This window comes from Exiguobacterium sp. JMULE1, from assembly GCF_013337175.1.
Classification (GTDB): Bacteria; Bacillota; Bacilli; order Exiguobacteriales; family Exiguobacteriaceae; genus Exiguobacterium_A; species Exiguobacterium_A indicum.
The window spans coordinates 901,012-914,006 of record NZ_SGWC01000002.1 but is presented as its reverse complement, the minus strand read 5'-3'; the positions used below and the strand labels follow the sequence as shown (position 1 = coordinate 914,006).

The following is a 12,995-nucleotide window of genomic DNA, read 5'->3' as shown; positions in this document are numbered from 1 at the left end:
CAGACATGTGGAGGTACCCATGCCCTATTTTACGTTATTCATGGCTTTATTCTTTATTTCAACATCGGCAATCTTCGTCAAGTGGGCGGAGACCCCGATTGAGGCTGTCGCCTTTTACCGCATGTTGTTCTCGACCTTGTTGTTGCTCCCGCTCATTCGATTGAAGGAACTTTTGCAACTCAGTTCGTCAACGATCCGGCATATGCTATTAAGTGGCATTTTGCTCGCCGGGCATTTTTGGCTGTGGTTCCTCTCTCTTGATTATACGACAGTTGCGAGCTCGACGCTCTTCGTGACCGCGAGTCCGATTTTTGTCCTTGCCGGTAACGCGTTATTCTTCAAACAACACCCGTCACGCAAGGCACTCCTGTTCGTCGCTGTCGCCTTATTTGGTGGCGGTCTCGTCGCTTACGGAGATATCGCCGTCGGCATGCGTGCCTTGATCGGGGACGGTCTTGCCTTGCTCGCAACGATTTTAGTCGCTGGTTACTGGTTGCTCGGTCAACATGTTCGCACGAGCGTCTCGACGAACCTCTATTCGTTCGGTGTCTACGCTGTCGCGTCGCTCGTCTTGCTTTTGTTATCGTTGATTCAATCGACGAATCTCGTCGCTGCGTTCCAACAAGATTGGTGGCTGTATATTCTTCTTGCCGTCTTCCCGACGTTACTCGGTCACAATTTATTCAACTGGGCGCTCGCTCGTGTCAGCGCCAGCATCGTCAGCATCACGATCCTTGGCGAAGCGGTTTGGGGGATGATCTTCGGATACTATCTGTTCGATGAGAAGCTGACATGGATTCAAATCACCGGTGCCGCTTTACTATTGATCGGAATCGGATTGTTCCTCCGACGCAACGAACGCGATATTCGCGAACAACTCGCCCAGCGTGAGAGTGCCACTAGTCAATCTTCTTAATGACAAAAGCGAACCAGGATGATCATCATCCTGGTTCGCTTTTTCATTACGATCGTGGATCGTCAGGTCGAACTTTCGGTAAACGCCATGTCATCGCGAACGCGAGAATCGCACAAAGGACGCCACCGATGAAGACGTAACGTAATCCATGTGATAACGCGATTTCTGCCGCATACTGCACATCCTGTCCGAACGTTTTTGCCGTACTCGATTGGAAAAATGGATCAATCGCGTACCCTGAGAGCGTGTCCGACGCTGAAAACGAACGAAGGATGGATAGGTTGAAGATCGTACCGAAGATCGCAACACCGAGCGTCTGTCCCGTCGTACTCAAGAACGAGTTGACGGCCGTCGCTGAGCCACGAAGTGACCAATCGACGGAAGTCTGCAAGACGACCATAAAGACAGGCTGTGAGAGACCAAAACCAATTCCGATCAGCGAAACAGCAAGATAGATGAAGACATCACTTGATTCGCGCGTGATTAACGATAAAATCACAGTACCGACGATCAGCAATCCCATTCCTGTCATCGTCCGGTACCGGGGCGAGGCGACACCAATCGTCCGTCCACCGATGATGGCGGTCAGCGTCCAAAAAAGCGACAGCGGCATCAACATGAAACCGGCCTCGGTCGGACTCTTCCCGAGTACCCCTTGGGCAAAAATCGGAATATACGCTGACATCGAGACGAGCACCCAGGCGGAAAAGAAGACCGCTAAGTTGATCACGAGAATGACCGGATGGCGAATGACTGCTGGTGGTAAGAGTGGATCGCTCGCCTTTTTCTCGACCCGATAGAACGTGAACAACAACACGAAACTAATGAAAAAGCTCGCTAGAATGATCGGACGCAAGAACGTCTCCGACTCACTCCCCGACAATAAACCGTATAGAAACGCACTCATCCCGAGCGCAAACAATAACGCGCCCCGGTAATCGATTTTCCGCTCCGTTTCACGGACCGTCTCTTTGTAGTAAACGACGATCATGAAGAAAGACAATAACGCAAACGGTACGTTTAGTAAGAAAATATACCGCCACGAAAGCGATTCGACGAGGAATCCACCGACGAGTGGTCCAGCGACACCCGAGATCCCCCAGACAGCGCTGAGCACTCCTTGGATTTTCCCCCGTTCCTCATATGTATACAAATCACCGATGATCGTCATCGCGATCGGCAATACGGCTCCTGCCCCGATTCCTTGGACGGCGCGGAAGACGATCAACATCTCCATCGATTGAGCAAGTCCACAGGCTAACGAAGCGACGGTGAAGACGCCGATTCCGAATAACAGAACTCGTTTTCGACCATATAAATCTGCCATCTTGCCGTAAATCGGTGTTGATACCGCCATGAACAACAAGAACCCGGCAAAGATCCAACTGACTAATTTCGCCCCGTTCAATTCACTCGCCATGACAGGTGTTGCTGTTGCGACGATCGTCCCCTCGATCGCGGCTAAAAACGTCGCGAGCAACAAGGCGACGGTTACTTTTTTCCTCATCTGTTCCACTTCCCCTCTACTGTTCTATCATACTGGTTGGACCAGTGATAAGAAAAGTAAATGCTTACGAAACAGGATTCGCGGGAACGGTATGGAATGGTATACACTAGACTCAGATTCACGATTTCGAATGGAGGAATGTCCTATGTTACGAAAAACGGCACTGATTACCGGTGCATCGGGTGGAATCGGACTCGATCTCGCTGTTCTCGCGGCGCGAGATGGCTTCGATTGTGTACTCGTTGCCCGCAATGAGAAAAAATTGAAGGAGCTTCAACAGGTCCTTGAAAAACGCTATCAGATCAAAGTCTATGTATTCGCTGCTGATTTATCACTAAGCGACAGCGTTGATCGTCTCGTGCAATACTTAGAGGAACAAGAATTGACAGTCGATCTATTGTTCAATAACGCCGGCTTCGCCACGTCAGGACGCTTTGCGGAAATCGATCCAACAGAAGACATTAACTCGATCCAGGTCAACGTCGTCGCCTTGACGGATTTGACGAAACGTCTCTTACCAGGAATGGTTGAACGTGGCTTCGGACGCATCCTGAATGTCGCGTCGGTCGCTGCCTTCATGCCAGGACCTTACATGAGTGTCTACTACGCAACGAAAGCCTATGTCCTGTCGTTCTCGGAAGCACTTGCGACAGAAGTCGACGGCTCGGGTGTCAGTGTGACTTGTCTCTGCCCGGGACCGACCGATACGAACTTCTTCGATCGGGCGAACATCACGCTACCGTTTAAGAGTATGCCGTCACACCTCGTCGCATTCGCCGGGTACCGTGGCATGCTCAAAGGACGCCGCGTCGTCGTTCCAGGTGCAAGCAACCGCGCCATGGTTTCCTTGTCCCGTCTCTTGCCACGCCGTCTCCTGACAGAAGTGACCGGTCGCATTCAAGACCCTGCTCGCCAGCAAGAATCGTCGACAGAAGAAGAACTCCTGTACGCGAATTCATGAAAAAAACGGAAGGACCAGATAGCTGGTTCTTCCGTTTTTGTATTTATGCCTCGTGATGACGAAAACGCCGCGTCGCATAACGTTTGACGCGATCAAAGGTCGTCGTATAGCGATACAGATAACGAATGACGAGCGCACCCGTGATCGAGACGATGTAGCCCGTCGATAAGACGAGTAACCAGGAGACAATCGCGAGGAACCATGAACTCTCGAATCGTAAATGTTGCCAAAGTAATCCTTCTGATGAGGTAATGAGCATGGCGCTTGGGAAGATGGCGGCAGCAAGTAAGTAACAAGCAGCATAACGTCCTCTAATCGTACCTTTCATCAACAGAATACTGCCAAACACTAAGCCGACACTCGAGACGATGAGCAACATGACGACATAAGCAAGCGAAATCGACGATCCCAGCATATGCCTTCCCTCCTGTTCGGTATGTTACTATTCTGTACCCCTCTTTTCATCGAATGAATGCATAATTCGTAAAAAAATCGGAAACAATATCCAAATGAATATCGCGTTACTGAATCCGTGAAGCATATCAAACGTTCCTCCGGCTACAAGCAGTGTCAAAAAAGCTTGCCACGAGAATCCGGTCAATACCAAGAACCCGAGATTGCTCACCCATCCATATAAGAAACCAGCGAGAAATCCATACCCAGTCAATACGATCCGGGATCGAAGAAACGGAACAAATCCTAAACTGGCAATCGTTGCATACGCCAGCGCTTGAAAGAGGACGAACGGACCGCTTCCGAGAAATAAGCTCGTTAACACGACGACAAGCATCCCAGAAATGGCTCCGACGATCGGATGGATGAAGACGGCTACTAATAAGACGAGTGCCGTTGCCGGCTGGACGTTCGGCAAACTGGAGAACAACAATCGTCCGACGATTGCCGCTGCCGTGATGATGGCGATGAACCGTAATCGTTGATCCGTCATCTGAAGTCTCTCGAACATGACTAAAAACAGACAGACGATTAGAACCGTTGCGAAAATCATACGAACAACCGACTTTCTTGTAAAAAATCCTTCGTCGGTCCATCGAAAGCAACCTCTCCGTGCACGAGATAAATGATCCGCTCTGCTGCCTGAATGAGAACTGGATCATGCGTCGCCATGACGATCAGATTCGCCGAATTCTGCTTCCACGATGCGACGAAAGCCATTCGTGCGCTGTCATCAAGTCCAGCCGTCGGTTCATCAAAGTAATAGCTGTCTTTACTCCAATCGATACCGTCCAAGAGACGTTTTTTTTGCGTCGTAAAACTGCCGCTTCGATCGTCTAATGGCGCAAGCATCGGATGCGCTGGTACATAATGTGTCTCCCCTGACCGTCGGACTTTTCCGTATAGTGGTCGCTCGACACCGAGCGCGAGTCGTAGTAACGTCGATTTCCCACTACCGTTCGCACCGATGATCGCAATGCGTTCACCTTGATGAAACGACAATTTTGCTGTCACGAGTGCATAGCGTGTCTGTAACGGATAACGGTGTTGGACGTTTTCGATCCGATTCAGGACACGACCTGTCAGTTCAGTTGCGCGACTCGTGATCGCCAAGTCGGATTGTATCGTCATCGAGCAATGGATCTGACAATCAAACCGTCTTTCGATTTCTTCAAGCAATCCCATCAATCGCTTTCGCCTGACATGATCAAGAAAGAGAAACGGTTCCGACAAGAACAAGCTCTTTGGTGACGAAGACAACGCATGACCGAGTCCGACGAGCTGTTGTTCTCCGGATGAGAGTTCACTCGACTCCGCTTCAAAAAAAGCTTCTAGCCCAAGCAAGGTCGCGAGTTCTCCTGCTCGAAACAAGGAATCCGTCGCCAGAAGATCTCGGACACGTCCATGAAGCAACCGCTCCGGTGTCAATATCAATTGTTCATGTTCGCCCGCCTGTTGACGTAGTCGCTCTTCGCGATCGGTGTCGGTATACATGATAGGCATCCCGGATTCCCCCTTTTGTAAATAATAGTGCTACGGGCAAAATCATCGCCGAAATGATTGCCCATGGTGTCAGACAAAGAGCCAGTCCTGCCGCAAGCAATAAGCCTGTCTGAACATCACGTCGCGTGATCGGTCTTAAGCGAGACGGCACCGCTTCGATCGGTACGATATGATAGGCGGCCATCCGCTCCAGTCGAACAGCAAGCGACGCATTCGGATGACTCATCTTGACTTCGGGCCAAGTGCGTAAGAAAGACGGAATCAGTGCCAGCACCATACCCGTCAATCGTGTCAGTCGAGGTAAGAAACGAAACAACGGTCCCATCTGCTCGAGTCGAACCAACGTAAAAATCCATTGACTCGACGTGATGAATAGCGTCACTTGGACCGTCGTTTCATAGATTGCCACCGTGTCGATGCTTGCACCATAAAGAAGCGGGACACACATCATGACGGCATAAAGAGCCGGGAGGACTAAATAGCGAAACACAGTCCGTTCTTGAACGAATAAAAACAAGAGCAGATGATAGACGACGATCACTGATTGATCATGTGTGAGGACGAACGGGATCGTAATCATCCCGATGAAAAAGAGAGCGACGTTCACTGGGTGAAGTCGCTCCCGTTCTGGTTTACTCAAAATAAGCCATTGCATCTTTTTCAAATCGCCATTCGAGACGATCTCCTTTTTTCAGTTCATAACTTCCAGCACCGACTTCGCCCGGTTTGCCGTTGACTCCGAAGACCCAGCCACTACCTGTTCCAGCTGATTTCTCTCGAATCCCATCGACTGCCGTGACATATGCCATCTCACCTTTGCCTGTTTTGACGACATCGAGCGTCGTATCTTCAAGTGCATCAAGTGCCGTATCTTTTTCGTTCAAGCATACGTCTTTATTAAATAACGTTTTATCCTTGACGTGATCCACGACCGATACCTTGACTTCCGCCTCACAAGACGCTGTTTGTTGTTCCTCTTTTGCTTCCGCGCAACCGGCAAGTAACACGATACTTGCAGCAAATAGCCATTTTTTCATCGTACGACTCCTTTTCGCCTTGATGTCTCAAAGCTGTAATTGTATAACAGAATGGTTTTATTTCGTAAGGATTGACCGTCAGAACGGTAATACGTCAAACGGACCGCATTCGCTAAGACATCGTCCCCTGTATTGACGTACGGAATCAATTTCCCTTCGTCATCAATCAAGAAGACCGTTGCATCCTGTAGACTAAACGTTTCATAGAGCCCATCGAGATCCATCTCGACATAGGGTGTTTTGGAATCATGTAAGATCTCATGAATCGAAAGCTTTCGCAACGTCTCAAACGATTGATTCGCATCAATCAGTTTCTGGTAATACGACGTCAACGATTTTGTCGTCAACTCTTCACGTGGTCGATAGGAAATCGTTCCTGTCAGCTCCTGGTAACTGACATCGTAACGAATGAAACGTTTCGGTGTTTCGACGAGCATCTCAAACGAGGCGTTACGGAGATTCCCGCCCCGATCGAACATCAACTGACTTTGTTCCATCCGCAGTCCCTCTTCACCGACACGACGTTCGATTTGAGAAAGGAAATTGTCGAATGAGTCATCCGTGATCGTCACGCGACCAATCTGTTGTGTTTCTTCCCGCAACATCCCCGCATCAAACGGACCGAGAAAGAGTTGGAACAGGAAGAATAAGAACCCAAAGAGTGCCATGTACCGTTTATAACGCGAGTTCTTTTTCGGGTGCAGGACGATCAGGAAAATGATGATGCCGAGCGGTAACTGAATATCATAGACTGGAAACGACACGGCACCGAGACACGCATAAAAAACGAACTTCATGTACAAGTATTTTTCTTTTTCCGTCCGACGTTCGAGTAAAAAACCTAATCCGCTAGCAGCCAGTAAAAAGAGTGCCCATAGAATGAGAAAGTCCATCGTCTATCCTTTGACCGGGACGACCCGGTGATCAAACATGAGATGGCTGTTCGCGAATACTTCTCGTGCCTCTTGTTCCAGTACTTCCTCTTGATCGACATAACGAGCGGATACGTGCGTCAATAGAAGCTTTTTCGCTTGTGCCGTTTCTGCAATGACAGCTGCCTGTCGAGCGGTCGAGTGACCGAAGCGTCCCGCATGTTCGATTTCCCGATCGGCAAACGTCGCTTCATGAACTAATACATCAACATCTCGCGCCAGTTCGACCGAGGCCGCGCACGGCATCGTATCGCCAAGAACAGCTAGCTTGACACCCGGTTTTGGTGACTCTAAAAAGTCGGACGATGGATAGACCGTTCCATCGAATTCGAAGGTTTCTTCCAGTGTGATTCGGCGATAGATCGGACCGGATGGCACTCCTAGTGCCTTCAGTGCATCCACACGCAAGGCGCCTCTTTCCTCGGGACCTTCGAGTCGATAACCGAACGCCGGGAAACGATGCTCAAGCGACCGCACCGTCACGCGGAATCCGTCCTGTTCATAGGTTTGACCGTCTTCGACTTCAACGATCCGGAGTGGATAACGTAGATATGTTCCTGTGATGCGTAATGTCGCGTCCATCCATTCTTTGATCCCGGTCGGTCCATAGATCGTTAGCGGTGTCGTTCCTTCCAGCGCTGCTCTTGTGCTAATGAACCCCGGTAACCCAAAGATATGGTCTCCGTGTAAATGGGTGATGAAGATCGCGTTGACTTTTCGTGGCTTGATCGGGCTGTGTAAGATTTGATGTTGCGTCGCCTCTCCACAATCGAACAACCATGTCATTTTGGGGTGTAACAAGGCAATCGATGTGACGTTTCGTTGTTTCGACGGCATACCGGCTCCTGTCCCTAAAAAATAAAATTCCATCTTTTTCCCCTTTTCGTAAAATTAGCATTTTTTATACACAAAATACACCTTTCTTCTGTTGAAGCATGGTAAACTGTACCTATTCAGATTTGGAAGGTGGTTTTTTCCATGACTAAGATTGAACGGACCTATGCCCGCATCGTCCGGGAAGCCCGCAAACTGAACGAGAGTTATCGGCAAAAATACGGAAAGTCGATTCAAATCGATGAAATCGCTTCGACCTTATTATGTACAGAAGAACTCGTTCTAGAGTCTATGGAATATGTTGATCGTCCTCAAGTAGTTTAATCGTACAATGATAAAGAGTGTACCGCAATGTTGCGGTACACTCTTTTTTGTGTTTCATCAGCTTATTTGTTCGTGATGTAATCAACTAGCGTCACGCAAAGTTCCGCTGTTTTGACGAGTTCTTCGATTGGCATCTTCTCATTCGTCGTGTGGATATCTTCATATCCGACCGCCAAGTTGACCGTTGGGATACCAAAACCAGCAATGACGTTGGCATCTGATCCACCACCAGAGTGTAAGAGGCGTGGCGTGCGTCCGAGTTGTGTGATCGCTGCTTTCGCGACTTCGACGACTTGATCTCCATCCTCGAACTTGAAGCCTGGGTACATGACTTTGACTTCGACTTCAGCACGACCACCAAGCTCTGCTGCCGCTTCTTCGAACGCCGCTTTCATCTTCTCTGTCTGTGCTTCCATCTTCGGAGCGACGAGTGACCGTGCTTCCGCGAAGATTTCGACATAATCACAAACGATGTTCGTTGATGGACCACCACCGCTGAACCGTCCGATGTTCGCTGTCGTCTCTTCATCAATCCGACCGAGCGGCATCTTCGCGATTGCTTTTGACGCAATCGTAATCGCCGAGACACCTTTTTCCGGTGCTACACCAGCGTGCGCTGTTTTCCCGAAAATCTTCGCATTGACTTTTGCTTGTGTTGGGGCAGCCGTGATGATGTCTCCGACTTTTCCATCTGAATCGAGTGCAAAACCATAATCGGCATCGATTTTTGATGGGTCAAGCACCATCGCACCGACAAGTCCAGATTCTTCACCGACTGTGATGACGAACTGAATTTTCCCGTGCGGTTGTTTCGTTTCATTCAATACATGCACGAGTTCGATCAGAGATGCGAGACCGGTTTTATCATCTGCCCCAAGAATCGTTGTGCCGTCCGTCTTGACGTAACCGTCCTCGATGATCGGTTTAATGCCTTGACCCGGGAATACCGTATCCATATGGGAAGTGAAATAAATTTTATCGACGCCTTCTTTTGTTGCCGGAAGTGTGACGATTAAATTGTTTCCTTTATGTTCCGTCTTGGATGAAGCGTCATCCTCGAACACATCACATCCGAGATCCTCGAACGTTTTTTTCAAATGGGCACAAATGCGTGCCTCCTCTTTTGATTCCGAATCGATCTGGACAAGTTCTAAAAACGTATCTAATACGCGTTGTTCATTGACCATGACAAAACCCTCCTCCTAATATGTTTCAATCCACTAGCGCTTTTTTAGTATACCATCCCCATCGTCATTTGCACTTCTGAAAGGTTGTTTGTACAATGGCAGTAATCAGTTGATGTAAGAGAGGAGTAGTGGATATGGCAAAACCATCGAAACAACAACGCATCATCAAATGGACGACGATCGGGATTTTAGCAATCTTCCTGATCGGTACGTTCGCCTCGACGATGTTTTATTTCTTTTGATTGACGTAGCGTTGTTTTAAACGTAAATACTGCTCCGCTTCTTGTAGCATGTGCAGTAAGGCAGAGCGGACCTCAAATTCCTCCCGCGTGACGGGTAAGGCAGAGGCACGAAAACGTGTCAATAATGCCTCTAGTTCTGAAATGTACACCATTGCGTCGGCTTCAGGTCGGACATTGTCACCAATCGTCCGAAAGAAGTCGGCGACTTTTTTTCCTTCTTCGACGACGAGGACGAGTTCCTCGGCATGATGGACGATACCGCGCAGTAACTCGAATTGTTGTTCGCGCATCCGGAAGTAGGCATAATCTTCATCATCGTTCCGACGACCGATCGCGTTTCCCATCCGTTTTAAGGCGGCATCCTTTCCTTCACGTAACAGACGTTCTGTCTCGTCAAGCGTCAACGCATGATGATTGACCCGCCCTGTCTCGATCGCAGCGGCGACTTCAAAAAATAAGGCGGCGATCCGTTGATCAATCTTTTCTCGTCGGTCGTCAATCAACAAATCGAGACTTGGCATGTACATGTTGACAAGTAATCCGACACCAACACCAATGCCAAGCAATAAGGATTCGTTCAATAAGATGTGCGCGTTAAGCTGACGTTCCGTATACAAATGTGTCAGAATGACGACACTCGTGATGAAACCGTCCTGAAGTCGGAGGCGTTGAACGGATGGAAGGAATAAAATGAAATAGATCAATAACGTCACCGGACGATAGCCGATGACCTCGAATAGAATGAATCCAAGCACGATGGCAAGTAATGATGCCATGATGCGTTCGTAAGAAGACCGGAACGTCTTCTTTCGTGTCGACTGGATGCTCAAGATGGCGATGATGGCAGCGAAGACGTAATAGTCGAGCTTGAGTTGTTCTGCGATCCACATCGCGAGCGCAGCAGCGACCGCTGTCTTCAGCGTGCGATAACCGATTTGCAACAGGTTCACCCCCTTTTGTTTTTCTTTGTTAGACTACCTACGTTGGACACGAATGTCCATTGCTTTTTAAAGGACGTGATTTACTTTGACGACACGCACTATCCGCCCCGGTCGCCCCGTGCGCCGGACCGGTTCGATAAAAGGATTACTTTTTTTCTTCCTCATCGGAGTTCTCTTGTTCTTTTGGCTCCGCGAGGAACCGAAGACCGTCTTAACCCCACCTGCGCCTTATTCGGCTGAGCGCTATGAAAAAGGTAAAATCAACGAGCAAAAGTTCCAGACGTTCGCCGAGGCGAAGGAATATGCGGGTCAGCGTGGTGCCGTGAAACGTTCATCGGACGACCGCTACGTCTACCTCGGTGGACCAGGTACTGGGATCGTCGACGATCGTGGTATCCTATCGATTCATCGTGACCCTGAGTTAAAGAAACGGCTCACTTACGTCGCTTCTGGCACACGTGTCCAGTTGCTTGAGTTCGGTGAACAGACGAGTCGTGTCAGTATCGCCGGTGTGACGGGGCATGTCCCAACGGACCGCTTACGTCCGTTCCCGGCAGAACGTGTCTCGAATGCATCGTATTATCAGACGAAGGGCGATCGACTCCTTCACTACATCGTCGCGGACAGCGGACTTGGTGGACTGATCGTTGCCGGCGAAGCGACGAAAACGACGCCTCGGACGAGCAAATATGTTGAATCGAAGACATTAACACGTGATTTGACGAAACCGACGCGTCTCAGTGCCAAACAACTCGATGCGTTCATCAAGGAGCAAGCACCGGACAGTCCCTTGATCGGTAAAGGAAAAGTCTTTAAGTCCGTTGAAAAGAAATACCGTGTCAACGCGGCCTATCTGCTTGCACATGCGATTCACGAATCCGATTATGGACGTTCTGAGATTGCCCGCGAGAAAAATAACTTGTTCGGCGTCAATGCGACCGATTCCGCACCGGGAGAAGATGCGACCGTCTATAAATCCTTGACGGACTCGATCGAGCAGACCGGTCGATTCATCGCAAAGGATTATCTCGATCGGGATGGACGTTATTACCGTGGGGCGTACCTTGGGAACAAACAAAAAGGCATGAACGTCTTTTACGCGTCAGACCCCTTCTGGAGTGAAAAAATCGCTGGTATCATGGTGAAAATGAACGCTTTCTAAATCGGAGATATGATACACTATAGGGCGAGACAACAATCATTGAGGAGTGAACACGTCATGGAAAAAGTTTTAGTATTTGGTCACAAGAATCCTGATACCGATACGATCACATCGGCAATCGCTTATGCAGAATTAAAGAAAGCACTCGGTGTCAATGCCGAAGCCATCCGCCTCGGTGAAATGAATGATGAAACGTTATTCGCACTCGATACGTTCAAAGTTTCAGCACCACGTTTAGTGACAGAAGTCGCGACAGAAGCGTCACACGTCATTTTAGTCGACCACAACGAACGTCAACAAAGTGCGAACGATATCGATGCGGTTACGGTAACAGAAGTCATCGACCATCACCGGATCGCAAACTTTGAGACATCGGATCCTGTTTACTACCGGGCAGAACCGGTCGGCTGTACAGCAACGATCCTGAACAAGCTCTACAAAGAGCATGGTGTTGCCATCAAACCAGAAATCGCTGGGTTGATGTTATCAGCGATCATTTCTGACTCGCTCCTATTCAAATCGCCGACTTGCACGGAGCAAGATATCATCGCAGCACGTGAACTCGCAGAAATCGCTGGTGTCGATGCGAACGTCTATGGTCTTGAGATGCTCAAAGCTGGAGCTGATCTCTCGAAAAAATCCGTTCCTGAATTGATCTCACTTGATGCAAAAGAATTCACGATGGGAACACTCAAAGTCGAAATCGCTCAAGTCAACACGGTCGATACAGCAGAAGTCTTGCTTCGCCAAGAAGAACTCGAAACAGCGATCAACGAAGTCATCCTTGCAAAAGGTCTTGATCTGTTCGTCTTCATCGTCACGGATATCTTGACGAACAACTCTGTTGGACTCGTCCTCGGGAAAGAAGCGAATCTCGTCGAGCGTGCTTACGGTCTTGAAGCGACGAACAACCTTGTTTACCTTGAAGGTGTCGTTTCACGTAAGAAACAAGTCGTTCCTGTCTTAACAGATACGGCTCTTGCAACACAATAAGTC

The 12,995-nt window shown here is 49.0% G+C and carries 15 protein-coding genes; 5 read left to right on the top strand and 10 right to left on the bottom strand.

The annotated features are described in order from the left end of the window. The first annotated feature begins 19 nt into the window (after window positions 1-19). On the top strand, window positions 20-916 hold the full coding sequence (locus tag EXW93_RS04845) for a DMT family transporter (protein WP_023467639.1): 897 nt from the start codon (window positions 20-22) through the stop codon (window positions 914-916). Window positions 917-962: 46 nt separating this feature from the next. Here EXW93_RS04845 and EXW93_RS04840 read toward each other — a convergent pair whose 3' ends face one another. Then, window positions 963-2,423 (bottom strand): MDR family MFS transporter, encoded by a 1,461-nt coding sequence (locus tag EXW93_RS04840; RefSeq protein ID WP_058712922.1) that lies wholly within the window; start codon window positions 2,421-2,423, stop codon window positions 963-965. 145 nt (window positions 2,424-2,568) lie between these two features. Between EXW93_RS04840 and EXW93_RS04835 the strand changes: the two genes are divergently transcribed. Beyond that, window positions 2,569-3,384 (top strand): SDR family NAD(P)-dependent oxidoreductase, encoded by an 816-nt coding sequence (locus EXW93_RS04835; protein WP_023467637.1) that lies wholly within the window; start codon window positions 2,569-2,571, stop codon window positions 3,382-3,384. Window positions 3,385-3,427: 43 nt separating this feature from the next. Here the strand turns inward: EXW93_RS04835 and EXW93_RS04830 are convergent, their stop codons facing one another. Genes EXW93_RS04830 through rnz form a run of 7 tightly spaced genes read right to left on the bottom strand, consistent with a single transcriptional unit; the run spans window position 3,428 to window position 8,179 of the window. Continuing rightward, the gene (locus EXW93_RS04830) at window positions 3,428-3,799 is read right to left on the bottom strand and encodes a hypothetical protein (RefSeq protein ID WP_023467636.1); all 372 of its coding nucleotides are present in this window, start codon (window positions 3,797-3,799) and stop codon (window positions 3,428-3,430) included. Between the two features lie 27 nt (window positions 3,800-3,826). Continuing rightward, window positions 3,827-4,390, bottom strand: coding sequence for a hypothetical protein (locus EXW93_RS04825; protein ID WP_058712923.1), 564 nt, complete (start codon window positions 4,388-4,390; stop codon window positions 3,827-3,829). Next, a complete protein-coding gene (locus EXW93_RS04820; RefSeq protein WP_241492553.1) occupies window positions 4,387-5,340 on the bottom strand; it encodes an ATP-binding cassette domain-containing protein in 954 nt (317 codons plus the stop codon). Before EXW93_RS04820 ends, EXW93_RS04825 begins: the two co-directional genes overlap by 4 nt. After that, window positions 5,276-5,995, bottom strand: a complete 720-nt coding sequence (locus tag EXW93_RS04815; RefSeq protein ID WP_058712924.1) for a hypothetical protein — start codon at window positions 5,993-5,995, stop codon at window positions 5,276-5,278. Before EXW93_RS04815 ends, EXW93_RS04820 begins: the two co-directional genes overlap by 65 nt. Next, window positions 5,973-6,377, bottom strand: a complete 405-nt coding sequence (locus tag EXW93_RS04810; protein ID WP_055966801.1) for a DUF4430 domain-containing protein — start codon at window positions 6,375-6,377, stop codon at window positions 5,973-5,975. Before EXW93_RS04810 ends, EXW93_RS04815 begins: the two co-directional genes overlap by 23 nt. Continuing rightward, a complete protein-coding gene (locus EXW93_RS04805; protein ID WP_058712925.1) occupies window positions 6,374-7,270 on the bottom strand; it encodes a hypothetical protein in 897 nt (298 codons plus the stop codon). The genes EXW93_RS04810 and EXW93_RS04805 overlap by 4 nt, the downstream gene beginning before the upstream one ends. A gap of 3 nt (window positions 7,271-7,273) precedes the next feature. Beyond that, window positions 7,274-8,179, bottom strand: coding sequence for a ribonuclease Z (gene rnz / locus EXW93_RS04800; protein WP_058712926.1), 906 nt, complete (start codon window positions 8,177-8,179; stop codon window positions 7,274-7,276). Between the two features lie 108 nt (window positions 8,180-8,287). Here rnz and EXW93_RS04795 point away from each other — a divergent pair, with 108 nt between their 5' ends. Further along, on the top strand, window positions 8,288-8,467 hold the full coding sequence (locus tag EXW93_RS04795) for a hypothetical protein (RefSeq protein ID WP_023467629.1): 180 nt from the start codon (window positions 8,288-8,290) through the stop codon (window positions 8,465-8,467). A 62-nt stretch (window positions 8,468-8,529) separates the two neighbouring features. On the opposite strand, the gene EXW93_RS04790 is transcribed toward EXW93_RS04795, so the two are convergent. Further along, a complete protein-coding gene (locus tag EXW93_RS04790) occupies window positions 8,530-9,654 on the bottom strand; it encodes a M20/M25/M40 family metallo-hydrolase (RefSeq protein ID WP_029341139.1) in 1,125 nt (374 codons plus the stop codon). A gap of 229 nt (window positions 9,655-9,883) precedes the next feature. After that, complete coding sequence (locus EXW93_RS04785) at window positions 9,884-10,846, bottom strand: aromatic acid exporter family protein (RefSeq protein ID WP_235147627.1); 963 nt, start codon at window positions 10,844-10,846, stop codon at window positions 9,884-9,886. 76 nt (window positions 10,847-10,922) lie between these two features. Between EXW93_RS04785 and EXW93_RS04780 the strand changes: the two genes are divergently transcribed. Together EXW93_RS04780 and EXW93_RS04775 are read left to right on the top strand one after the other, a co-directional pair. After that, a complete protein-coding gene (locus EXW93_RS04780; RefSeq protein WP_058712927.1) occupies window positions 10,923-11,999 on the top strand; it encodes an N-acetylglucosaminidase in 1,077 nt (358 codons plus the stop codon). 57 nt (window positions 12,000-12,056) lie between these two features. Further along, window positions 12,057-12,992 (top strand): manganese-dependent inorganic pyrophosphatase, encoded by a 936-nt coding sequence (locus tag EXW93_RS04775; RefSeq protein WP_023467624.1) that lies wholly within the window; start codon window positions 12,057-12,059, stop codon window positions 12,990-12,992. Window positions 12,993-12,995: the final 3 nt, after the last annotated feature.

Coding starts and splice junctions, on each gene's coding strand:
- EXW93_RS04845 (WP_023467639.1), top strand. CDS start 20: ATGCCCTATTTTACGTTATTCATGGCTTTATTCTTTATTTCAACATCG.
- EXW93_RS04840 (WP_058712922.1), bottom strand. CDS start 2,423: ATGAGGAAAAAAGTAACCGTCGCCTTGTTGCTCGCGACGTTTTTAGCC.
- EXW93_RS04835 (WP_023467637.1), top strand. CDS start 2,569: ATGTTACGAAAAACGGCACTGATTACCGGTGCATCGGGTGGAATCGGA.
- EXW93_RS04830 (WP_023467636.1), bottom strand. CDS start 3,799: ATGCTGGGATCGTCGATTTCGCTTGCTTATGTCGTCATGTTGCTCATC.
- EXW93_RS04825 (WP_058712923.1), bottom strand. CDS start 4,390: ATGATTTTCGCAACGGTTCTAATCGTCTGTCTGTTTTTAGTCATGTTC.
- EXW93_RS04820 (WP_241492553.1), bottom strand. CDS start 5,340: ATGCCTATCATGTATACCGACACCGATCGCGAAGAGCGACTACGTCAA.
- EXW93_RS04815 (WP_058712924.1), bottom strand. CDS start 5,995: ATGCAATGGCTTATTTTGAGTAAACCAGAACGGGAGCGACTTCACCCA.
- EXW93_RS04810 (WP_055966801.1), bottom strand. CDS start 6,377: ATGAAAAAATGGCTATTTGCTGCAAGTATCGTGTTACTTGCCGGTTGC.
- EXW93_RS04805 (WP_058712925.1), bottom strand. CDS start 7,270: ATGGACTTTCTCATTCTATGGGCACTCTTTTTACTGGCTGCTAGCGGA.
- rnz (WP_058712926.1), bottom strand. CDS start 8,179: ATGGAATTTTATTTTTTAGGGACAGGAGCCGGTATGCCGTCGAAACAA.
- EXW93_RS04795 (WP_023467629.1), top strand. CDS start 8,288: ATGACTAAGATTGAACGGACCTATGCCCGCATCGTCCGGGAAGCCCGC.
- EXW93_RS04790 (WP_029341139.1), bottom strand. CDS start 9,654: ATGGTCAATGAACAACGCGTATTAGATACGTTTTTAGAACTTGTCCAG.
- EXW93_RS04775 (WP_023467624.1), top strand. CDS start 12,057: ATGGAAAAAGTTTTAGTATTTGGTCACAAGAATCCTGATACCGATACG.